11 protein-coding genes are annotated in these 21,150 nt (G+C 67.8%); 5 read left to right on the top strand and 6 right to left on the bottom strand.

From position 1 onward, the window contains the following. Positions 1–121 precede the first annotated feature (121 nt). From IG90_RS0127260 to IG90_RS44945, 3 genes are read left to right on the top strand one after another with little or no spacing between them, the layout of a single operon-like run. Positions 122–1,276, top strand: a complete 1,155-nt coding sequence (locus IG90_RS0127260) for a tyrosine-type recombinase/integrase (protein ID WP_030589958.1) — start codon at positions 122–124, stop codon at positions 1,274–1,276. Further along, positions 1,273–3,867 (top strand): site-specific integrase, encoded by a 2,595-nt coding sequence (locus tag IG90_RS40835; RefSeq protein ID WP_078585423.1) that lies wholly within the window; start codon positions 1,273–1,275, stop codon positions 3,865–3,867. Before IG90_RS0127260 ends, IG90_RS40835 begins: the two co-directional genes overlap by 4 nt. Continuing rightward, positions 3,864–4,532 carry a hypothetical protein gene (locus IG90_RS44945; protein ID WP_030589952.1) on the top strand — a complete coding sequence of 223 codons (669 nt, stop codon included), beginning with the start codon at positions 3,864–3,866 and terminating at the stop codon, positions 4,530–4,532. Before IG90_RS40835 ends, IG90_RS44945 begins: the two co-directional genes overlap by 4 nt. A gap of 127 nt (positions 4,533–4,659) precedes the next feature. Here IG90_RS44945 and IG90_RS0127245 read toward each other — a convergent pair whose 3' ends face one another. From IG90_RS0127245 to IG90_RS42495, 6 genes are all read right to left on the bottom strand, one after another. Next, on the bottom strand, positions 4,660–4,923 hold the full coding sequence (locus tag IG90_RS0127245; RefSeq protein WP_030589949.1) for a hypothetical protein: 264 nt from the start codon (positions 4,921–4,923) through the stop codon (positions 4,660–4,662). A gap of 347 nt (positions 4,924–5,270) precedes the next feature. Then, complete coding sequence (locus IG90_RS0127240; protein ID WP_030589947.1) at positions 5,271–8,273, bottom strand: DUF499 domain-containing protein; 3,003 nt, start codon at positions 8,271–8,273, stop codon at positions 5,271–5,273. A gap of 49 nt (positions 8,274–8,322) precedes the next feature. Continuing rightward, entirely contained in the window at positions 8,323–11,043 is a 2,721-nt protein-coding gene (locus tag IG90_RS0127235; RefSeq protein ID WP_030589943.1) for a DUF1156 domain-containing protein, read from the bottom strand. Further along, positions 11,040–14,276, bottom strand: coding sequence for a helicase-related protein (locus IG90_RS0127230; protein ID WP_233436092.1), 3,237 nt, complete (start codon positions 14,274–14,276; stop codon positions 11,040–11,042). The genes IG90_RS0127235 and IG90_RS0127230 overlap by 4 nt, the downstream gene beginning before the upstream one ends. Further along, positions 14,273–15,427, bottom strand: coding sequence for an ATP-binding protein (locus IG90_RS0127225; protein ID WP_030589937.1), 1,155 nt, complete (start codon positions 15,425–15,427; stop codon positions 14,273–14,275). The genes IG90_RS0127230 and IG90_RS0127225 overlap by 4 nt, the downstream gene beginning before the upstream one ends. A 1,521-nt stretch (positions 15,428–16,948) precedes the next feature. After that, positions 16,949–17,823, bottom strand: a protein-coding gene (locus tag IG90_RS42495; RefSeq protein ID WP_233436093.1) for an IS5 family transposase whose coding sequence is annotated in 2 segments (ribosomal slippage) — positions 16,949–17,430 and positions 17,430–17,823 — 876 coding nt in all. Because the reading frame shifts where the segments join, the coding sequence is not laid out codon by codon here. Positions 17,824–18,008: 185 nt separating this feature from the next. Here IG90_RS42495 and IG90_RS0127205 point away from each other — a divergent pair. Together IG90_RS0127205 and IG90_RS0127200 are read left to right on the top strand one after the other, a co-directional pair. Beyond that, positions 18,009–18,902 carry a TnsA-like heteromeric transposase endonuclease subunit gene (locus IG90_RS0127205; protein ID WP_233436094.1) on the top strand — a complete coding sequence of 298 codons (894 nt, stop codon included), beginning with the start codon at positions 18,009–18,011 and terminating at the stop codon, positions 18,900–18,902. Further along, on the top strand, positions 18,899–21,109 hold the full coding sequence (locus tag IG90_RS0127200) for a transposase (protein WP_051860274.1): 2,211 nt from the start codon (positions 18,899–18,901) through the stop codon (positions 21,107–21,109). Before IG90_RS0127205 ends, IG90_RS0127200 begins: the two co-directional genes overlap by 4 nt. Positions 21,110–21,150: the final 41 nt, after the last annotated feature.

The raw sequence follows: 21,150 nt of genomic DNA, 5'->3' as shown, positions 1-21,150 counted from the left end.
CTCGTTCCGTTCGCGGGCGAGCGGTCCAGTGAGTCGAATCATCCATGTGCCCCTTGGTGCACTCGCGCACGGCTCCAACACCGGTTATGTCGTTGAGTGATCGAGCTGCTACATTCCGCTTGTGTTCGCTGCGGACGGGCCGACCGCCGAGATCCTGCGGGTCGAGGTCACTGACACGCTGGCCTACTGGACGGTTCTTGCAGGGCCCACCTTGAGGGTCGTCGAGGACGTGGACGGCTTCCTCTGCCACCTGCGCTTCGGCCGGGCCCGCGCGGAATCGACCACAAAGGCGTACGCAGGTCACCTCAAGCGCTTCCACGCCTGGTGCGACGAACAAGGCCTGTCGCGGGAGCACGCGGCCGCCGAGCTCCCGCACTACCTGATGAAGCTGCGGACCACGCCCCGGCTGACGAGTGGCCGCAGCCAGGGGCAGCTGCCACAGGACTCCACGCTCGCCCCCGCCCTGGCGGCAATCCATGGCTTTTACCAGCACTTGGCCGACCTCCGCCGGATCAGCGCGAAGGCGGTCGACGCCCTGTTCGTCAGCGCTCCGCACCCGGCCGTAGGAAAACTGGTACTTGAGCCGCGTATCCGCGTCGATCCGCGGCCGAGTCATGCTTCCGGCCGGGCACCGGCCGCCAGCCACGAGGAGTTCGCCGCCCTCCTACGTGCCACAAAGACAGCCCGCGACCGCTGCATAGTCGCTCTGCTCGGTGCGTGCGCGCTGCGCGTCGGCCAGGTCGTCGGCCTGCTGCGCGAGGACATTCACCTCGTCCCGGTCGGCAGTACCGTCCCGGGCTGTCCCTACAACCTGGGTCCCCATCTGCACCTGGAGAAGCGTGATGGCCATCCGCGCGGGGCGGCGAACAAGAACCGCGGCACCGTTGTTGTTCCCGTGCCCGAGCCTGTGGTGATGCTCTACGCCGACTGGATGCGCGAACGCCTCACCATCCCCAGGGCGGGCAGGGCCTCTTGGGCCTTCGTGTCGTTCCCAGGTCCCACGGGAGAGCCGGGCGGGCAGGTCCTCGGCACACGGCGGGTGCAGGATCTTGTGTCGGATCTTGCCCGGGACGCGGGCATTCGGCACATCCATCCGCACATGCTGCGGCACACCTTCGGCGAGACCGCAGCCGACCTCGACGTCGCGCGCGACGTCCTCCAGCGCCTGCTCGGCCACCGTGATGTGGCCAGCCAGAACGTCTACCGCAATCCCTCCGACGCCCGGGTCGCCCACGCCGCCCGGGCTGTGAGCGACAAGATCTTCGGACCAGCATGACGACTTCCGCGTCTCTGCCCGCCCCAGCCCTCGTGGCCGGGTCGGAACCGGACTGGGACTACCTGGCCCGGCACGGCCTCGACCGCTCACCGCTCCAGCTGCGCTTCCCTCTGGGCGCCGACTGGCACTCGCTGCGCCGCTGCCGGCACACCGGGTGCGACCGGCCAGCTACGAGCTGGCCGTGGCTGTGCCACCGCTGCGCGTCCGACTGGCGAGAGGCCGGCGCCCCCGGCGACATCGACAGCTGGTGTGCGAGCGCGCCCGTGCCGCTCGCCCGCCGCACCTACGCCGAGCACCGGTGCCGGGTGGGCTGCGACCGTGCCGCCGAGGTCCACGGCCTGTGCAAGAGCTGCGCCTCCGAGCGCCGGATGCTCCGGGTGACCGTCGAGGAGTACCTCGCCCGGGGCCGCGCCCCTCGTCCGGGCTTCGGGAAGTGCCTGGTCCGCGTGTGCCCGCGCATGGCCGTGGTGCGGCGGAGCCGGCTGTGCCTGCCCCACCAGAAGCAGTGGTCCAACGCGGGGACGCCCGACCGCGAGGCGTGGGCGCTGACGGCAGCAGCGGTCTATACGTCCGTCGACGTGGTCCCGCTCGTCGATCTTGCTCCGGCGGTCGTGGTGCAGGTGCTGCGCGGCTACGAGGCCCAGCTGCGTCAGGGCGGCCGGACCAACCCCGCCCAGGTCAAGTCGGCGGTGCGCTGGTTGTGCGACAACGCGGTCGATGACCTGGCCACCGCGGAACTGCCGGCCAAGGGCGCAAAGACGACGTACCTGCGGCTGTGGCAGCGGACCCTGCCGCTCCTGGAGGCCGACCCGACCATCGAGCACACCCGGACCTTGGTCAGGCTGCACATCCTCAACCCCCGCTACGAGCGCGGGAGCGTCGATCTGCGGGACGTCCACGCTCCCTGGGTCACGCACCTCGCCCAGCAGTACCTCCTGCGCCTCGCCTCCGGCGGCGCCTCCTCGGCACGGTTGATGCTCGTCGGCTTCGCGGCCCGGTGGTTCGCGATGTTCCTTCGCACCCTGCCCGGCGAGGGCCGAAGGCCGGGCGACGTCGGCCGGGACGGCATCCTCGCCTACCTGCGCTGGCTGACTCATCGAGCCCGCGACACCAGCGACTACCAGCTCCTCAACAACGGCGACCCAGTCCGGCAGATCGTCGCCGAGCGCCTCCTGCCCTCCCGCCGCAGCGCCGGACCGTTGCTGGTCACCCCGGTGCGCCACTACGAGCTGGTGAAGACGCTGCGTGAGGTCCTCGAACACGGCCGGGCGTGGCTCGCGGACAATCATGTTGCGGATGTCCATCTGCTGGAGATGGACGTGCCGCCGTACCCGGAGAAGGACGACACGGCCAGCGAGCTGGAGGGCCGCTCTCAGGACGCCTTGCCCGAGCAGGTCTTCCTCCAGCTCATGGACGAGCGCCACCTCGCCCTGCTGCCAGCCGGGACCCGCCGCAACTGCGTGGAGCTGGCCATGCGCGTGGGCCGGCGGCCCTGGGAACTCCGCCACCTGGAGTTCGACTGCCTGCAGTGGCACGACATCCACGTGGAGGACCCGGACGGGACTGTGCGCCGCCGGTCCTACCCCTTCCTCGCGTACTGGATGCAGAAGGTCCGCCGACGGCACAAACTCCCGCTCCATCCCAGCGACGCCGAGGTCATCACCCGCCAGCAGGACCATCTGCGGCAAAAATCCCCGCACCTGTTCGACGAAGACGGCCGGCCCCGCTCCGCCCGCATGGTGCTGTTCCCCACTCCTCGCCGGTCGCGTGCCAACGCGCTCGGCGAGCGGCCGTACGACAGCAGCACGATCGGCTACTGGCTTCAGACCTGGCTCGACCAGTTCGCCGTGACCGACGAACACGGCAAGCCCTTCGACCCGGCACGGGTGTTCCCCTACGCCTTCCGGCACACCTACGCCCAGCTCCGCGCAGATGCCGGCGTTCCGCTCGACATCCTGCAAGTCCTCATGGCCCACCAGGACCCCTCCACCACCCAGGTCTACTACCGGCCCTCGCACCCCCGGCGGGTGGAAGCGGTGCGCGCCATCGCCGCCAAGTACCAGTTCGACCTCACCGGCGGCCGGATCCGCGCCCGCACCCCCGACGACGATATGGCCGACCGGATCCGCGCGGGCGTCGGCTCGGTGCCCGTCCCCGCGGGACGCTGCCACGAGATGAACAACGTCCGCGCCGACGGGCACGGCTGCCCGGTGTACAACCGCTGCTTCTCCTGCACCTTCTACACCACCGACTTCACCCACCTGCCCGAGCTGCGCCAATTACGCGCCGGGAAGGCGGAACAGCTCGCCGCGCTGGAGAGCGCCTACGGCACCGTACTCACCGCGGGCTCCTTGAGCGCGGCGAACCTGGAGCTGCTGCGCAGGGAGATCCAGCAGATCGACGAGCTCGTCGGTAAATGCGAAGCCGACATCGGCTCCCTCACCCTCGAGGAACGGACCACGGTGGAGTCCTGGCTCCACACCAGGGACCGGTTCCTCACAGTCATCCCTGTAGCGGCGGTTCTGGCCGGACGCCAGCGTCTGGACGAGCCGACAGTCGACCCGATCGTCACCGAACGGACGACCGGATGACGCGCCCGGCCGCCCCACGCAAGAAGCCTGGCCAGGCGACGATCCCCGCCGCTCGGGTCGAGGTCCTCGATGCTGGCAGGGCGGCCGCCGTGCAACGGCGCCGTGCCGACAGCGAACAGTGCCGACAGCGGGTCCTTGACGTCCTGGCCGCGATGCGCAAGAGCCGCCAGGTCCTCTCCGACGCGGAGATCACCCGGCGGGCTGCCGTCAATCCGCAGTACCTTCAACGCCACCGCGACCTCAAGGCGGAAGCCGAGACCGTCCGTGCCAACCTTGCCCAAGATGGGCCGCGGGCGGCGGCAGCGGCGACCGCTCGCAAGGAGGCAGCCCTCGAAGTCGAGAACCGCATGCTCCTGGAACAGAACACCGCCCTGCAACGGACCCTTCACGAAGTCCAGAACGAGCTGCGTACGCTACGCGCCCGCGAACTGGGCGCCCGCCTCCGCGACGGCCTGGACGCCCGTTCCATGCGCGACACGGAGATGGAGGAACTGCGCGAGCAACGAGACACGGCACTCGCGGCCGGCCGCCAAGCTGAGACCGCCATGCAGGCACTCCGCAATGTCAACCAGCGGCTGATGGTCGAGAACAGCCGGCTGATTGCCGCAGATGCTCCGGGGCCAGCCCAAACAGCCTCAGCAGCCTCCAAGCCTCCCGGCCCTTGAGGGGCGCGCATGCCGCGTCGGCGGCAGTCGCGCAGCAGGTCGGCCCACGACTCGGTCGACTCCCGCAGGCCCTCGGCCAGGGCGATCAGTGTGCAGAAGCGCCTACTCGCCGCCTGAAGACGCCCGCCTAGTCGTCGTTCGGCAGGTACCACCCGTGCTCGCGATGCCTGGGCTCTGGTGGGTTCGGGTTCTCGCGGGCATAGGCCTCGTTTGCACGGCGCGTCATCTCTTCGTCGTATCGGTGCAGCTCGTCGTAGAGTTTGTCCGCCTCGTTGACATCCCCGCTAGATACGTAACGCTGTCGCAGCGCCTCGCGCTCGTCTTCGAGTTCCGCGTCGGACAGCGGGCGGAGGCTACCGAGGCCACGCGCGATGGCGTCGAAGATGCCCATGCGTTGATGTTGTCACACTGGCGGCTACCGCCGCGCCGTTGTCCCCCAATACCGCCCCGAAGGTGCGCGAAAACGCCCGGCTCGCGGCCGCCGAGATCACCGCGCCGGAAGACCCCATCCACAACTCTTGACTGTTGCTCGAGGTCCTTTGACCGACACCACGGCCGTCTCGAACCCGGCGGACGGAGTCCGGCACAGATGTGCCCGCATAGCAGGTGAGGCCCCTCCTCCGGAGGGACCTCGGCAATTTCCAGGACCAGTGCCGTCGGCGGTCGACCTCGTTCGACCGCCGACGGCAGCTGGAATGGCCAGCCTTTGTTACGGAGTGGCGCGGCCCGGGTCGCGTGCTAGATCTCCTTGAAGTTGGCCGCGATGCCCAGTTCCTGAAGGCGCTGTTGAATCTGCTCGGCGGCATCGGCGTTGAGGACGACCTGGATCGTTCCCTGCAGATAGCTGATCTGTCGTTCGTCCAGGGCCATGTAGAACGCCCGGAACAGTGCGGCAAACCCGTCGGCGTTGTCGGCGCTGGCCAGCAGGTTACTGGTGAACGAGAACGCCGCCTGCTTGTCCTTGGCGGGTGGAGGGGTGTCGGCGTCTGAACGGCCGCCGCTTGTTGTTCGGCTGTCGTCGTTAGTCGGACCGTTCGACGGGCCGGGGCTAGCTGCGCCGCTCGGGGTCGCCTCATCCGGGGCTTCCGGGGCACTGTTCGTCACACACGGGCCCTCGTGGGCTGGTTCGCTGCACGCCGGGCATGCCCGAGGCTGCGGTTTCGCCAGCCGCAGGCTCGTGCTCGCGAGGTTGACCTGCCCGGGTGCGGTGACAGCAACTTCCGTGCCCGTGCCGTCGACGATGCTGACGAGGTTCTCGTTGACGGCGTCGTAGATCGCTTGCTGGAGGTCACGGTCGCCGCCGTAGAGCAAGGGCAGCCGCGGGGCGCTGTAGAACGCGGCCCGGATGTCCGAGAGGGTTTTGCCGTAGTCCTGGTCGCGGAGGTTGTGCTGCAGGGCCCGGGGGGTGAACTCCCCTACGTCGAAGACCTTGTCCCGGGCGGCGAGTGCCTTCCAGACGGCGGTGCCGTTGAGGGCGGTGAAGTTGTCGTCGTCGTGCGTGAGCTCGTCGAGGTAGCGTTCTCCGTCCGGGTCGGGCTGGGCGAGGAAGACGATGTGCTGGTAGGCCCGCTTGAGGGCCTTCTCCAGCTGGTCCTTCGCGGCGGTGAGCTCCTTGGTTCCGGTCGTCTTGAGTTCGCTGTCGTTCTGTACTTCGGGTGCGGCCAGGGCCCTCTGCCGGGCCAGGTACTCGACGGCCAGGCTGCGTACGAGGCTGCGGCGCTGAGTATTCGCTACCGCGTAGACCGCGCTGCTGGCCCACTGGACGGGGAGTCGCTGTGCGCCCTGCCCGAGTCCCATCGCGACGGTGAGCGCCTCGAGGGTCGACTTTTCCATGCCGTTGCGCAGGCTGAACTGCGCAGGGTCGAGCACGATGAGGCGGGTCGTGTAGGCGGTGTCCAGGCCGCTCGTGGCCATGACCTCGGTCGCGGTGCGCTGCAGGTCGGCGGGCAGGAACTTGAGCTCGCGGAACGGGCCGTTGCTGGCCAGTTTCTGGGCGAACTCAGAGATGACCTGGTCACGCTCGTCTTCGGTGATGGTGCGCCGGATATTGGTGACGAGCATCCGGTGGGTGAGCCGGGTGGACAGGAAGTACCGGGCCGGCTTGTTGTTGCCCTGTCCGCGGACGATGTCGAGGGCGCTTATGCCCCGGCCCTGGTCGACGAGTTCGTCGACCACGCTGTCGGCATCCGTGATCGTGTAGCGCATGTCCGGCACGCTGGTGACGGCTTTGACCTCGGGTGCGCTGGCGCCGCGTCCGCGTCCAGGGCGCAGGGTTCCGACGATGCTCGCCAGGAAGATGAAGGTGGCCGCGCGCTCGGCCGCGTGCGGATTGGCTTCGATCCAGGGGGCTTCAGACCGCTCGAGATCCTGTCGGCGTGCGGTTCCCGTGGATCCGTCGTGGTTGACGATCTCGATCTCCGCAAGGCTGCGGTAGTTCGCGATCGTACGGTCGTCCTCGACAAGGCCGCTGCCCAGGAGCGCTTCGCGAACAGTACTGTCCGAGAGCGGGAGGTCGCCTGGGCCAATGAGCGCTGGCGCCCACTCACCGGCCTTGCCGCGCTGCTGCAGGGCATACACCGTGGCAGCGAAGATGCGAATCGTGGAGCGGACCCGCTGGAACCCGGTGACCCTGCTCCACTCGTCCTTCGCCAAGGCCATCAACATGGGGTGGAAGGGATAGCAGGCAGCGACCTCGTCGGACCAGTTGCGTCGCCAGTCAGCACCGATCTGCTCCCAGACGTGCTTGGCCCAGGCCCGGTCGGTGAGCACCGGTTCGTAGAGTGCGGCTGTCGCGGCGAGGACCTCGCGGGCGGGCTCGGTGTCGAACAGTCGCCGGCGCAAGATGTCGGCGAAGTCTCCCACCTCGGTGACCGTGGCTGGAAAGCCGTTGCGTTCAAGCTGGCTGTTGAGGTCGTCGCGGCGTTCCTTGGCGGCAGCCGACAGGGCGGTCTTGTCGGTGTCGGAAGCGATCATCACCACAAGCATGGCTACGTGGGGCACGTCGTTGACTGTGTCGAGCAGGGCTCGGAGGAAGGCCATGTCCTGGGCCGCGAGGTCGGGCTTGTTGCTGCCGTCGAGGCCGTTGCCGATGTAGTCGAGGATCTCGTCGACGATGATCAGCACAGGCCGGTTCACAGCCCGGATTGCCTCGGCGATCTTGTGCTTGTCGCTCCAGAAGGGCTGATAGCGCTCGTAAAGGGCGTAGTCCTTGGAGAACAGCCGCCACAAGAACCTTTCGTGAAGGCTGACTGCCGGCCCGTCGAGTTCCTTCACTCCAGCACCTGCGGTCATGTTGTCGCAGGGAAGAACGACGACATGCGGCTGGCCAAGGTCGCGAGCGAGCGGACGCCCCATCTTTGCACGTGCCCGCTCGGCGACCCTCTCGCCGAGCTCTGTGGCCAGCAGGACCTCAGGGGCGGCGGCCAGATGGAAGGCACCGATGCAGGCGTGTGACTTACCGCCGCCCATGCCCTGGTCGAGACGGGTGACGGCCCGAGCCTTGAGGTAGTCCTCGCCGCCGCCGACACGGACCGCGATCTCGGTGAGCAGGTCGATGAGGCGTTCGGTGGGGTGGGTGATGTCCCCGTAGTAGCCGGCGTCCGCGTACGGCGGCCGATCCGCACCGGTTGCGTGGACGGCCCGGAACAGTGACATCTGCACGTCATCGATCTGGCCGGAGGCATTGAGGATCTCCTGGCGGATCTTCAGTGCCTTCCACCACGGTGTCACGCTCGTCGTCACTGCTGGTCTCCTGGGCTGGTGGTCATGGATGCTCGGACTGTGTTCGTCATCAGTGCAGCCTCAGCTGGGCGTCCTGCTCCTGCTGACGGCGGGCGCTCTCGAGGACGCTGGCAGCGGCGGCTTCGGCGGCGCTGCCGATTCCGGGACGGGTGCGTAGGACGCGGGTGAAGGCGATGGAGTCCGGGTCGTTGTCGGGGAGCCGGTCGGCGAGGAACTGCACGGTCGACCACAGGTAGGTGTCGTCGACTCCTCGCTCGGAAGCCGCCAGCACGTAGCCCATGGCTTGCAGTCCCTCGCCGGATGCTGCGGCGAGCGCCAAGGCGACGTCGATGGAAGCGGAATCCCCGTCGACCTTGCCGCTGTATTCGCGGGAGGTGATGAAGCGGACTCCCTTGTCGGCGTCTGCGACAAGGTTGCGCACCGAGGCCAGGTCGAGGGAGGACGCGAGTGCCTGCCACCGCAGCTCGGACTTCGCCTGGACCTGACGGCCGTAAAGCCTGATCCACCACAAGGCGAACCGGGTGCGGGCGTCGAAGGCTGCCAGCGGCTGACGGTTGACCTCAACCGCCATGGCCTCCTGGACCGCGGCGCGCGCCAGCGGCAGGAACGTATAAATGTCGACGGGCTCGCCCTTGGCGTCGAGGACTTCGCTGTAGCGCCCCACAACTTCCATGGCAGGGCCGGCGGCGGCCATCAGCATGTCCGCAGGTGCCAGGCCCCATCGCTCCCAGTCGGGGTAGCGCTGCTTGATCTCCGTCTTGATCTCCGCCTCGACGGCGCCCTTGCGGCCGGCAGGGCGGCCTGTCGGGGCCGGGCGGCAGGCCATGGTCAGGGTCGTCTCGATGTTGGCCTTGCCCTGCTGGCCACCGGACTCGGTGTTGGCCGGCCAGGAGCCGGTCATCACCAGTCCGGCTCGCTCGATTGAGTGCAGCAGTCGCTGCCACACCTCGGGCTCCCCGTGGCCGAAGACGATCGTGACCACACCGTCGTCCCGGACTACCTGCCGCATCTGGGCGAAGGCATCGGCGATGAGGGTGTCGTAGTGCTCGCGGGTGCGGTGCTCGTCGGGGGCCTCACCCCGTACCCGCTTGACGATGATCTCCTGGCTCTTGTCCTGGCAGCCGTGTGGATCGGCCGTGATGGCGAGTTCCGGCCAGGTGTTGTGCAGGCACCGCTTCGCCCACGTGTAGAAGAGGTCGGAGGCATCCGCGTACGCGATCATCTGGTCATATGGCGGGTCGGTGACGACCGCGGTGAAGGTGCGGGGCGGGAAGGGCAGGGCGGTGGCGGTTCCCCGCTGCACGGAGGCCGGAGCGCCACGCAGGTCGGCGAACAGGTTGCGGCAGGCAGCCAGCACGTTGCTCGCGATCGACTTCCACGTTCCGGGACCGTCTCCGATGCCGGCCTCGAAAAAGTCGTGGGAGAAGGTGATTGACCCTTCGTTGACGAACAGATCCCCGACCTGTGCACCGCCCTTGCTCTGGAACCGGGCGCCGCGTGTGGAGCGACGCAGCTTCTTCACCACGACCGCGGTCGCATACCCAGTTAGGGCCCGCACGTAGTCCCGTGACATTCCGGCGGCGGTCAGTTCGTCGCCGAGCTCGTTGATGATGCGCGCGAGCCGTACATACGACAGGGTCTGGCGGGTGACCATGAAGTCGCCGTAGGTCTTCGCCCCGTAGATGCTCGGGCCGATGATGTTGTTGTTGCCCGGCGCGATGCCTTCGTCCGGGACAGCGGGCAGGAACGGGCTGAACGCCGGCTCCGCGGCTAGCGCCCGTTCGGCCGCTGCGACGGCCTCGCGTTCTGCGTCTGTGGGCTGGCGGAAGGTCTTCTGGCTCTTGACGTCGATGTCCGCAGCGAGGACCAAAGCGTCCTGCCCCTGCCCCTCGTCCAGCAATCGGCGGTGCACGGCCAGCCGGTGGACGTGGTTGCAGAACACGCAGATCGCGCTCTTGCCCGCTACCTTCTTGCCGTTCACCACGGCGTTGGTCAGCGTGGGAGTCCGGGTGGGCTTTCCGGGCGTCACCACCGCCTCCCACGTGCCGGTGGCCCGGTCCGCGTCGATGTAGAACGACACGGCCCCCCTGTCGCCGCGGGCCGGCATCAGCTCGTAGGAGCCAATGAGCGGGAACCGGTGGTGGCATTCCTGGCAGGGGATCGTGACGGACCACAGATAGCCCCACGGCAGGGCACCGTTGTGACGGGGGTAGACGTCGCTCATGGCGGCCGCGTGCCGGGTCTGGATCTCCGCGAACAGCGATTCGAGGTCGCCGAGCAGCCGGTCCGTACGGGACATCAAGAGGTGGTCCCGCTCTTCCCCGAAGGGAAGCTCGGGCTCCTCGCTCCAGTCTTCGAACGGTGCGGAGGTGAGCAGGTGGCTGGCGAGGACCGCGATCGGGCTGTAGTCGACGGCCGACGCCTGGACGGCCAGGCGCGCGGACTCCAGGGGGATCATGCCCCGCCCCGAGAACGGGTCGAGCGTGGTCGCGCCTTCGGGATTCGTCTTGGCGATCTCGGCCTGCAGCTCGTTCCAAGCGGCGTAGCGGCCTGTCATCGCCTCCCGGACCAGATTCTGCAGCCGCGTCTGCTCCTCGGCGTCATCGGGCCACGGCAGCAGCGAGCAGATGGTGGCGGCCTTGGCCTGGGCGGTGGGTCGCTTGGCGAACCACATGAACAGGGAGATCTCGCTGTTGCCGGAGCCCCAGCCCTTGTCGCTGTTGGCCGACACCTCCGCGCTGGGAAACCATCGTTCGATCATCCTGGTCATGCGTTGCTCCCCGGTGCGTTCTTGAGGCTGCTGCCCGGGACGCGGAAGACCGCGTTCCCGGTCATGTCGTTGGCGAAAAGGGTGGCGGGGTCCTGGTAGGCGCCGAAGAAGCGGCCCCGGCCGTCGGCACACTGGTCGATGACGTAGAGCCAGTAGTCCTTGCGGTGCTGGGTGGCGATCAGGACCTCGTTGCCGGTCATCCGGATGCCGTCACTGGCCGCGCTGCCCAGCACGCCCTTGACCTCGACGTGTCGGATCTGGCTGTTGCGGCGGGCCTCCAGGTCGTAGCCGCGGCTCTCCGTGTGGACGTCTTCCACGGTCCACCCGTCGTCTTCAAGGAGGTTCTGGACGTGCCGCATGGAGACCAGTTCGGCATCGATCTCCGCCTGGACGGTGACGTCGGCCGCGGCCAGGACGCGGATCCGGCCGATCAGCTTCGGGTCGGTCAGCTGCACGTCCGCGAGCCGTTCGAGTTCGTCGAGCCGCTCGGCGGTCTGGGCCTGAAGACGGCGCCGTAGCTCCACCCGCTTGGTCCGGTCGTCGATGTCCTCGGTGAGGCTCAGTGGCAGGTTGGTCAGATCCCGGCGCGCCTGGGCGAACCAGTCGGCCCGTACCCGTCGGTGCTCGGTGACCGTGGCGGCGGCCACCTCGCGGGCCGTCGTGAGCGCATGCCCTTCACGTGCAGGATGAGGCGCGGTCCCGTGGTGCTCGGTGGGCACCAGGTTGGCCAGGGTCTCCCACCGCACCGGACGGGCGTTGCCGCTGTCGTCGACCTTGACCAGGCTCGCCCAGATGCTGGCGCGCTTGCCGTCGCTCTCGGTCATGGTCGCCGTGTACGCGTACAGGTCGTACGGGGTGAGGCTGGTGGGGTCGGCGGCGGCGCCGGACTGGTGCAGGTCCTCGGCCAGGGTGTGCTCGGCCATGCCGATCAGGTCGGCGAAGCCGGGTTCGCCGGGCCCGAGGGTGATGGTGTCGCCGACGTCGATGCTTTCCGCGGCCTCGCGTACCGCGTCGCCGCTGGTGGCGATGTGGACCTCGCTCGTGCTGCCGAGCGTGGCCGGGAACCGTGCCCCGCCGGTCAGCGACAGTCTCCGGAATCCGGTGCCGGCGGCGGTAGGGGCGGATTGCAGCACGCCGGCGGCGGCGAGCCGGTCGAGATACGCCTCGACGATGGCGGGGTTGATTCGGGCGAACAGGTCGCGCTGGAGCAGAGTCAGCGCAGCGACTGCGTCGACCTGGCTGGCCAGGCGACGCTCGTTGTCGCGCACCTGCCGGGCCGCCCGGGTGAGTTCTTGCGCCTTGACGGCGCGGGCGGCATCGATCGCCTGCTGCTTCTTGATCTCGTCGTTGCCGTACAGGTCGGACAGCCACTTGTCGTAGTCGATGCCCGTGATCTCGGCGACGGCCGACAGGCTGTCGAACATCTGCCCGCGCAGCTCGTTCGCCGCGGTGACGAAGTGGTCCAGCAGCCGCAGGAGCGTCTCGCCTTCGCGTGTGTCGGTGGCAACCAAGTTGTACAGGTGAACGTCGCGGAGCTGGCCGACGCGGTGGATGCGCCCCATGCGCTGCTCGAGGCGAACCAGTGACCAGGGGATGTCGTAGTTGACCAGTACGTGGGCGGCCTGCAGGTCGATGCCTTCGTTGCCAGCGTCGGTGGTGACGATGACCTGGAACTCGCCTCGCATGAAGGCCCGGCGCACCTCGTCGCGCTCGGGCTTGCTCTGTCGTCCGGAGTAGAGACGGGCGGTGAACCCCTCGGCTTCGAGGCGCCGGGCGATCCACTCGGCCGAGTCCGCGTACTCCGTGAACACCACGGCCTGCTCGCCGTTGCCGGGGGCAATGCCGTGCTTGGCCAGACAGTCCTCGGTCAGCCGCTTCCACTTCGACGGCGTCCACGCCGGGTTACCGATCGTGGCGTTGATCTGGTCCGCGAGGTTCTTGATCGCCGCCCGCTCGGCTCGCGTGGACGTCGAGCTCGTGTGGATGACCTTGGCCTCGTCGATCTCCGCCTCGTCACCTTGGCCCTCGCGGTCGGCGATGAGGGCCGCTTCGGCCTCGCTCATGGCGCCCATGTGGTCGTGGCGCCGCCGGAGCGTCTCGGCGAGCGCATACAGACTGGACGCCGCCCGCTTGCCGTAGACCATGCGGGCGAGCGGCTGGGCCGAGGGCGCGAAGTACCGGTCGACCATGTCCAGCGCGGCCTGGTAGAAGCCGTACTCGGTCTGCGACAGGGCAACGCTGTGGTTGTGGGCGGTACGGCCCTTGAACAGGCGTGTCTTGCCGTCGTAATCGACCAGGTCTTCCTTCATCCGTCGCAGGAAGTGGATCGGGCCCGGCCTGAGCGCGCTGAGCTCGACGTTGGGATCGCTACCCGGGTCTGGGTAGATCTCCGGGTCGACCAGATGCAGAAGATGCCGGAAGAGCCACTCCTTGCCCCGATGCGGGGTCGCGGTCATCAGCAGGGCCCTCGGGGTGTTCTTGGCCAGCAGGCGGCCAACCTGATGGAACCCGGCCGCAGTCGGGGTCAGCCGGTGTGCCTCGTCGAAGACCACCAGGTCCCAGCCGGCCTTGTCCGGCCGGATAGCGTCCTGCACAGCGGGGTTGACCGCGGCCAGCTCCAGGGAGGTCACCCACAGGTCGTTGGAGTTCAGCGCGTTCTCACGGACTGTCGCCGAGGTGAGCTGCCGCAGCCCGCCGCCCAGCAGCCGCTCGAAGTCGTCCACCCACTTTGTGGCCAGGTTCGCCGGGCACACGATGATGGCGCGTTTGACCAGGCCCAGTCGCTGCATCTCCCGGATGTAGAGACCGGCCATGATCGTCTTGCCGGTGCCCGGCTCGTCGGCGAGCAGGAAGCGCAGCAGCGGTTGTGGCAGCATCGCGCCGTACACGGCCGTGGTCTGGTGCGCATACGGCTTCAGCGGCGTGGCCGCCATGGCACTCGACTCTGCGTTCGTGGCCGCCGCGTACATCCACTGGGTCCACATGGCGGCCAGCACCCGGGCAGAATCGGCCCGGCCATCACTGACCAGCGGGCGCACGGTCTGAGTGTCTCCGGCCGCCAGGTTCACCTCGTGCCGACGGTCCTGGTCATCGACGAGGATAAGGTCCCACGAACCCGGCTCGTCGCCCGGAAGGGCAAAGCGGATGGTAGCGAACTCGGGCACTCCGGCGGCCCGGACTCGCACTCGCTGTCCGCGTTCGAACACCACCTCGTGGTCAGGCTGCATGCTCATGCGCGTGTCCCGTAGTTCGTCCGGATCCAACGGGCCAACAGCGGATCGATCACGCGCCACCCCTGGTCTGTGTCTTCGATGAGCCCAGTGGCGACCAAGTGCGGGGCCGCCTTCTGGGCCGTGGTCTTGGGGAGCCCCAGGGCCCGCAAGGCCCGGGCCGCCATGGGCGTGCCGTACTCGGCCACCGCCCGCAATACCTTGCGCTGCCCCACAGTGAGCCCGCTCATCGTGGCGCGGGCCTCCGCGTCGACCTGTCGCAGGGCGACAGCGATCGCTGCTTCGAGATCATCGGTGGTGGCCCGCTCCCCCGCAGGGACTTCTTGCCACAGCAGGTGGGCCAGCAGCATGGTCCTCTGGGGATGCCGCTCGCCCGCCGCCACGAGTCCGTCCACAACATCGGACACGTCCCGGTTCCTCGCAGCGAACCGGTCCTTGATCACTTTGCTAAGCTCCGCGGCCGGCAGCCGGTCCAACTGAAGCGTCCGCGTCTGCCCTATGGGGCGCTCCTCGTCGTCCGGCGCAGTCGACAGCATGCCTGGTCCGCCGCCGGCGAAGAGGTAGGAGACTGTCTGCCGCTGCTGCCACGCGTGCTGCCAGATCAGGGCCTGCGCCTCCGGGACCCCGGCGACGGACTGGAACTCGTCCAGCACGATCAAGATCCGTCCAGGCCTGTGCTGAGCTAGCTGGGCGGGCAGTTCCAGCAGCGCGTGCAGCGCCGGCTCCGGGTTAGTGGTGGGCTTGTCGGCCATAGTCAGCGCGAAGCCAGCCCCAGAGATCGACACGCCGGCCTGAGCGCTGCTGAGGATCTTGCCTGCCGCTGGTCGGAGCTCCTCAGGTGTGTGCTGGGCCCACGCACGCTCCAGACGAAGCACCAGGTCGGAGAGACTGGCAACCTCGAAGAGGTCGGCGGTGACCACCATCAGCCCGACCTTCTCACCCTCGGACGCGATCTTGCGGATCAGGCTCGTCTTGCCGTAGCGCCGCGGAGCCACCAGGGTCATCAGCTGGCTCTCGTGAGTCCATGCCCTGATCGTGTCGGCCTCCGCCCGCCGGTTGATCATGCAGTCAAGAGGGACTGGCCCGTCGAACGCGAACGGGCTCGCGGTGTCCCGCATCGCCGACTCCAAGATGTATGCCGCAGAGATCTCCATAAGGTACGCCGACAGCGTACCCGTCCGGTACGCCGCCGGCGTACGTATTTGACGATCCGCCGCATCGGCCCCAGAACGTGATTCGCCGATAGCGTCGACACCCCTCCCACAGGCCGCGAAGCCCACATGGCAGTCGCTTCACTCCGGCCGCAGGCGTAGCGGCACCGGCGAACGAGGGCGCGCGCTTCTCGCATCAGATTGGGTGATAACGACTTAAAAGAGACCGTAAACGGCAGGTAGGGCGTCCACGCAGGTAGCTGGGGCCAGTCCAGCGCCTCTGCTCGCGGCGAGGAGTTGGTGACCGCGCACGACCGCAGCGAGTTCGAGCGAGAACGGCGCGGACGACAACGGCGACCTGAACCACCCGAAAGAGTAGACAGCCACGGCTGGAAGCCCGAGATCGGAGCTCTGCCGAAGACGTTCCCAATCCATCAATGCATTGACTCATAGATGGCGCGCAATGTGACCTGCGACGACGACCACTCCCGGTGCGCAGAAGGTGCCCTACCGGGAGAGTGCCGAGATCGCGCGCCTCGTCCTCAGCGAGTCCGTACCCAGCAACGGCGAGAGCTTCTTCACCTCGGCCGCGCTGAGATCCGCCGCGGCCGCCGGCCTGCGCGGCGCGGTCATGTTCAGCGATCCCGTCCCACTGAGAATTTCAGTCCTACATGGCACCGATCGGAGATCCTGGCCTGCAGCTACGGTGGCCCCTTTCAGTGATGGTTGGCACTGAATGTCGACGAGGGATGGCACCTCGTGCAGGTTTCAAGCTGGCTGGCGTCCTTGATCACATCTCTCCGTACCATCCGTTTACTCGTGAGGAGCGGACGAGGACGGAGACGGCCATCGACTCCTGCACACTCCGGGCCAGGCTGCCAGTGAGCCGTCTGGCCGACGCATGGGTTCGGAGTCGCTGACACGTGTGCCTCTGCGTCAGAAGGACTGCCTGACGGTTGAGTTGAAGCTATTTTGGTGCGTGCGGTGACCTACGCCGCCGTGGTGGCCAAGCACCACGCGAGTCGCGATCTCCACTGCGGAGGAGATGCCTTGGCGCGAGGACCCCCGGTAACGGCGGGTGGCTTAAGCAAGACCTGATCTCACTCCTTGCCCAGGAGTGACGGCCACCCATTGAAAACCATTCCGGAGACCTGAACAAACAACTGAATACCGATAACTGAATATCGAGCATGAGGGCCAGGTCTCCCAAGTCCTCCAGGAAAGGAGGTTTCTAACTAGCTAGGGAGAATTCGATATGAGCACGAGCGGCAACGCATACCCTCACAAGTGGTGGGCAATCGCAATCTGCTTCATTCTGGCGGTAGTGGCCGGTCTTGGCGCCGTTGCACTACTCGTTGGACTGCATTCAGCGGCACATGTCGTGATTGTGGGTGCCTGCACTACTTTCGCTGGTGGTCTCCACGCAACTCTCGCGCTTGCGAGGGCGGCCGGACTCGTCCACCACTGATGAAGGGGCCCCGGAGCAGCCAGTTCCGGGGCTAGGGTCTGTTGTGAAAGTGCTGGTCACAGCCACTCGTTGATGGCTGCGACCAGCACGGTCGCTTCGTAGCGGACGGCGAGTTTGTCGTACCGAGTGGCCACGGCCCGATGGCGCTTGAGCCGGTTGATCCCGCATTCGACCGCGTGCCGCTGCTTGTAGTCGTCCTTGTCGAACTTCGGCGGCCGTCCGCCGCGCGAGCCGCGCTTGAGGCGGTTGCGGACCCGGTCCGCCGGAACCGGGATGGTGGCTTTGATCCCGCGTCTGCGCAGGTAGGAGCGGTTGCTGCGGGAGTCGTACGCCTTGTCGGCCCGGACCCGGTCCGGACGCCTGCGGGGCCTGCCGAGCCCCAGCCTCGGCACTCGGATGGCTTCCAGGACCGGCTCGAACTGCGGGGAGTCGCCCCGCTGCCCGGCCGTGATCACTATCGACAAGGGCTTCTGCCCCTGCTCGACCGCGAGGTGGATCTTGCTGGTCAGTCCGCCGCGGGAGCGTCCGAGGCCGTGGTCGGCCGGCTCGACGAAGATCCCGCCGGGCGGCTCCTTCTGGAGGTCCCCTTTTTCGCCGCTCCGGCGGCGTGCTGGTGGGCCCGGCAGACGGTGGAGTCGACGTTGACCTCCCAGGTAATCAGGCCCTTCGCGTCCGCCTCGGCCTGGAGCTGCGTGAGGATCCGCGCCCAGGTGCCATCCCGCTGCCAGCGCCGGAACAGGTCATAGACCCGGTCCCACGGCCCATAACGTTCGGGCACGTCCCGCCACGGAGCACCGGTCCGGGTCCGCCACCGTATGCCGTCTATCAGCTGCCGCCGCGTCCACACCTGCGGCCGGCCCGGCTTGATGCCCGTCGGCAGCAGAGGCTCAAGCCGGGCCCACTGGCCGTTCGTCAGATCCCCACGTCCCACAGGACGTGATCATCACCGAACAAGATCCACTTTCGCAACAGACCCTAGTCGGAACCGGCCACTGTTAACCGGCGTGGCCTCACTGGTTGTCAACGAGGGGTGGCACTCTACGCCCGTTTCACCCTTGTTGGCACCTCTTTGATCAAATCTCTCCGTGGCTTCGGTGTCCCCTGTCTGCTGTTTCTATGAAGCGGATCAGTCTGGAAGGGGCCACCGGCTCGCACTTGCTCGAGGGGAGGGTGGTCGGCTCGCTCTGGTCGGATGCGTGTGGCTGGGAGGACCTGGCTCTCACCTGCGGAGAGAGGGCGCTCGGGCTCGGCCGGTCGATGCTGAGCCTCGATCGGGGATGGTCAGCCCGCTGGAGTGCGACGTGGAAGGCCGGCAAAGTGAAGCGGGCCGGCCCGGTCGAGAACTTGAACGGGATGTCGTTGCACGGCTGCGTTCCATGGCGGGGTTTCACCTGGCGGCGAGGGCAGTTCCATCGCCCAGGCCTGGAGCCGATGCTGTCGACAGGGCGCCTGCATGCTTTCGAGTCACATCGCGAGGACCAATTCGTCGTAATGGTGGATTTCGCGGGTGAGGCGGAGGAAATGCTGTCGCAGCCGTTCCTGCTGAAATTCGAAGGCCAGGGCGGCTGGCGTGAGCACATTCCCGATTTCCTGCTGCTGTCCAGGCGAGGGCGGTGGCTCGTGGATATCCGGCCTGAGGGACGGATGAGTGATGACGACCTCATGAAGTTCGCGGCCACGTCCGAGGTTGCGCTCACGTTGGGATGGGGCTACACCGTGGTCACGGGCTGGAGGCCGCTGACCTGGAGAAACGTCGACCTTCTCTACTCCCGGCGCCGACCGATGAGGGACCCGCTGGGCCTGAAGCCGCTGCTGCTGCAGGCGGTCCGGGCCGCGCAGGCCGTGTCGGAGCCGATCACCTTCCGGCAGCTGGCGGACACCTTTGAGTTCCCGGCCCTGGCCCGGCCGGTGATCTTGCATCTGCTCTGGCATCGGCAGTTGGGCGTCGATCTGACGGCTCCCTTCGGTGACAGCAGTGTCCTGCGTCTCGGGCGGGAGACGGCCCGATGATCGGGCAGGCAGCAGGACTACTGGAACTGACGGTCGGTGAGAGCCTGATCCTGGACGACGAGCAATGGCAGGTGGATCTCGTCGAACCGCAGTACGGCCGGGTGCTGTTGACGTCCCCGACAGGGACGCGGCAGACGGTGTCGTTCCGCATGCTCGCCCACCACCCTCGCTGCCGGCGCTCGACGGTGGCGACGGCGTCCGGAGTGCATCTGCAGCCGAGGACCGAAGACGACCTCACCGACCACCAACGGAAGCTCCTGCGGATCAGGCGAGGACACCTGCTGGAGGTCGAGACCGGATACCGCGGCGGCGATCCCCTCCATCCCGGGCCGGGTGAACCGCGACCTGAGTACGACCCGGACCGCACCACGGTCACCCAGCGGCGCCGGGCGAAGGTCGCCGAGCTGAAGGCTCTGGATCCCGAACACGCGAAGGTGCTGGGCCTGTCGCAGGTCAGCTACCGGACGCTGACCCGGTGGGAGTCCAAGCGGCGGGTCGATGTCTCGATGGGATGCGCCGACGACCGCTGGACCCCGGCCTCACGCGGGCACCCGAGCATCACCGAAGAGGTCCGCAAGGCGATCCTGGCCGTCCGGCAGGAGACCCTGCACCGGTCGAAGATCAGCATGCGGGCCCGGGTTGGCCTCATCCACCAGTACGTCTTGGAGACGTTCGGCGAGAAGGCTGCCGAGAAGATCCCGAGCTACGGCACCCTTCGGGTGGTCTGGCAGGAGTGGTTCGGCACGGGCCGCGCACGTCAGCGCTATGCCCGTTCCGCACTGCTGGAGACGACGGGCGAGCACGTGATCGTCGAACGTCCTGGTCAGGTCGTCGCTCTGGACACCACGGTGCTGCCGGTGATGCTGCGGGAGACGGTGTTTGACGACCCGATCACCGTCTATCTCACCTTGGCGATGTGTGTTTACACGCACTCGCTGGTCGGGTTCCGCCTCACGCTGGTCTCGGACACCTCGACCGACGTCGCGATGCTGCTGAGGGACGTGACGATGCCGTTGCCCATGCGGGCCGACTGGGGCGAGGACATGGAGTGGCCCTATCCCGGCGTCCCCGCGGCCCTGGTCGCGGAGTTCGCCGGACACGAGGTGGCCGCTCTGCCGTTCTTTGCGCCGGAGACGGTCACCACCGATCACGGCAGCGTCTATCGCAACCATCACCTCGTGCAGGTCCAGCACGTTCTGGGGGTGAAGGTGCTGCCGGCCCGGGTGCTGCGGCCGACCGACAAGCAGGCGGTCGAGCGGGCCTTCGGGGCCGCACGCTCGATGCTGTTCGAGTACCTCCCCGGCTACACCGGCGTCGACACGGCTGACCGCGGGGCCGACGTCGAGGGCGACGCGGTCCTGACCGTCGCGGAGATGGAACATCTGCTGGCGACCTGGATCGTCAGGGTCTGGCAGAACCGGCGCCTGGGCGAGCATGCTCCTTGCTGGGACCCGGCCGGCGATCACAGTCCGAACACGCTGTTCGCCGCCTCGATGGCCCAGGGCGGATGGGCCCTGGAGATTCCTTCGCCGAGCCTCTACTACCAGCTCCTGCCCCGGCACCAGGCACAGATCCAGGGCAAGCGCGGAGTGAAGATCCGCGGACTCTTTTATGACGGAAGGGCCCTGGACCCATACCGCGAGGAGGAGGGGTCCGGGCGGGGCGGGCGGCACAAGGGCCGCTGGACAGTGCACCGCGATCCCCGGGATGCACGATTCGCGTTCTTCCAGGACCCGCGCACGCATGAGTGGCACGAGCTGCGATGGACGGGCATGCCGCCCGAGGGCGAGATCCCCGCGTTCACCGATGCACGGGTACGCGAACTGCTGACCGCGGCGAAGCAGGCCGGTCTCAAGCCCTGCACGGACGCCGATCTGCTGCCTGTGATGCTGGAGTTGCTCGCCGCTCATGCCACGGCCGAACAGTGGCCTGGGCAGATGACCAAGGCCCAGCGCAACGAGCGGGCCCGTGAGGTCGCACAGGTCAAGGCGGCAGCGGCCGACCGGCCTGAGGCCGGCACGGCCGGCGCCGCCATCGGCAGGCGCCCGCACCGGCCGGTCCCCGTTCTTGAGGCCGTGGATGCCGAACGCCGCAGCCGTCGCGAGGCCGCCGTCTCTCAACCGCCCTCCGCACCTCGCCGGCTGGGTGATGTCGGCGTACAAGCGAACGTGCACCACCTCGTACGGATGAAAGTGCACCATTCCTGATGCGGTGACGGGGTGCCGGCCGTGAGTCTGCTGCTGTCGTT

The sequence above is a fragment of the Streptomyces anulatus genome (genome assembly GCF_000721175.1).
GTDB lineage: Bacteria > Actinomycetota > Actinomycetes > Streptomycetales > Streptomycetaceae > Streptomyces > Streptomyces anulatus_C.
This window is presented reverse-complemented; position numbering and strand designations above follow the sequence as displayed.

Coding starts and splice junctions, on each gene's coding strand:
- IG90_RS40835 (WP_078585423.1), top strand. CDS start 1,273: ATGACGACTTCCGCGTCTCTGCCCGCCCCAGCCCTCGTGGCCGGGTCG.
- IG90_RS44945 (WP_030589952.1), top strand. CDS start 3,864: ATGACGCGCCCGGCCGCCCCACGCAAGAAGCCTGGCCAGGCGACGATC.
- IG90_RS0127245 (WP_030589949.1), bottom strand. CDS start 4,923: ATGGGCATCTTCGACGCCATCGCGCGTGGCCTCGGTAGCCTCCGCCCG.
- IG90_RS0127235 (WP_030589943.1), bottom strand. CDS start 11,043: ATGACCAGGATGATCGAACGATGGTTTCCCAGCGCGGAGGTGTCGGCC.
- IG90_RS0127230 (WP_233436092.1), bottom strand. CDS start 14,276: ATGAGCATGCAGCCTGACCACGAGGTGGTGTTCGAACGCGGACAGCGA.
- IG90_RS0127225 (WP_030589937.1), bottom strand. CDS start 15,427: ATGGAGATCTCTGCGGCATACATCTTGGAGTCGGCGATGCGGGACACC.
- IG90_RS0127205 (WP_233436094.1), top strand. CDS start 18,009: ATGAAGCGGATCAGTCTGGAAGGGGCCACCGGCTCGCACTTGCTCGAG.
- IG90_RS0127200 (WP_051860274.1), top strand. CDS start 18,899: ATGATCGGGCAGGCAGCAGGACTACTGGAACTGACGGTCGGTGAGAGC.